1 protein-coding gene is annotated in these 1,912 nt (G+C 45.5%); it reads left to right on the plus strand.

The genetic code is table 11. From position 1 onward, the window contains the following. Positions 1-558: 558 nt before the first annotated feature. A partial coding sequence (locus tag IQ228_RS25495; RefSeq protein WP_193964936.1) for a reverse transcriptase domain-containing protein occupies positions 559-1,912 on the plus strand: 1,354 nt, incomplete at its 3' end.

Raw genomic sequence — 1,912 nt, forward strand, 5'->3', positions numbered from 1 at the left:
GTTTGGTGCGATTCGTTGTTAGCTGAATCACGGTAATCAGTCCGTACATAAGCTAACCAACCTAATCCAATTATGGGAAAAGGTTGAACTCTCGGTCTGATATGGGTGAAAGTCCCATCTACCAGACTCAGGTATGACTCCCTACCTGCCTACGATGACCCGACTCGGTTTCGGGAGGTCGAAGCTAGGAACAGGACGCAATCAGACATCCGTTGTGGGGTGACACTTGGCGTTAACGGGGAGTTCCTACGGTGAAATCGAGCCTCAAAAAGCAACCTATTGATAGGCAGGACACAACCTAAAAACCTGACCTCATTGGAGTTAAATCCCGTCACATTTTCAAACTAATAGTGGCAAGAGTCCAGGGATTCCAATGGTTGAAATGGCTACACCTAACGGAACTATCAATCAACCGAGGGAACGAATAAAAACGGGTTGAGGGTCTAAGGGCGGTCGAACCCTATAAGTAGGCTGGACGAGCAGCGGAACTCCTTCAATTCGGGTAGGACAAACCGTAATTGGTTTGAGGTGTTCAGAATACACAAATTGGAGCAGAGCATGATTAGACGCAGAGAAAACTCTAGTGAATCCTGGAAGACGTTACCTTGGAAGAAATTTCGCCGTAACTTATTCCGCCTACAAAAACGAGTGTACAAAGCGGTTCAAGTTGGCGACAAGCGCAAAGCTAAGTCCCTACAAAAGCTGATTCTGAAATCAACCGCAGCGAGATTACTGGCTATCCGTCAAGTATCACAGCTAAACGCTGGGAAGAAGACCGCAGGAATTGATGGCAAAAAGTCCCTGAATTTCCAGGAACGCTTCGAGCTTAATGAACTGCTAAAAGCATCAAGTGGCAACTGGAAACACCAGGGGCTAAGAGAAATACCCATCCCTAAAAAGGACGGTACTACCAGGATGCTGAAAATCCCCACTATTGCCGATAGGGCTTATCAATGCCTTGTCAAATACGCATTAGAACCAGCACACGAGGCAACTTTCCACGCCAGGAGCTACGGGTTTAGAACGGGACGGTCAGCGCATAACGCGCAGAAACACCTATTCGACAATCTAAACTCACGAGTGAATGGAATAGATAAACGAGTCATAGAACTCGATATTGAAAAATGCTTTGATAGGATAAACCACACCGCCATCATGGAAAGACTCATAGCTCCTAGAAGCATAAGACAAGGAATCTTCCGATGTCTCAAAGCCGGGGTCAATCCAGAATTTCCCGAACAAGGAACACCTCAAGGTGGGGTGGTAAGTCCACTGTTAGCCAATATTGCGTTAGACGGTATAGAGTCAATTCACCAATCAGTACGGTACGCCGATGATATGGTAATCATACTCAAACCCAAAGATAACGCACCAGAAATACTTGACCGAATCAGTCAGTTTTTAGCAGAGCGGGGAATGAAAGTCAGTGAGAAAAAGACAAAGCTAACCGCCGCGACAGATGGATTTGATTTCCTCGGCTGGAATTTTAAAGTCCAGAAAAACGGGAAGTTTAGATGCGTCCCATCAGGGGGCAATTATAAATCTTTCCGCAAGAAAGTAAAATTTATCGTCAACAACTCGAATTATGGTGCTACCACAAAGGCTGAAAAATTAGCCCCTGTAGTTAGAGGTTGGAGGAACTACCACCGCTTCTGCAAAATGGACGGGTCGCGCAACTCGCTATACCACATTCAAAACAGAGCTTTCAGGGTATTCAACAAGGAAACCAAACAGAATCGCCATACCAGTAAGCAGTTACTAGACAAGGCATTTCCAGCAGTTCCTTACTCCGAAAACAAACACATCAATGTCAAAGGTGAGAAATCACCCTACGACGGAGATTTAAGTTATTGGAGCGAACGCAACAGCAAGCTCTATAACAACGATACCTCTAAAGCCCTTAAACGGCAAA

The sequence above is a fragment of the Dolichospermum sp. LEGE 00246 genome (genome assembly GCF_015207865.1).
GTDB classification, from domain to species: Bacteria; Cyanobacteriota; Cyanobacteriia; order Cyanobacteriales; family Nostocaceae; genus Dolichospermum; species Dolichospermum heterosporum.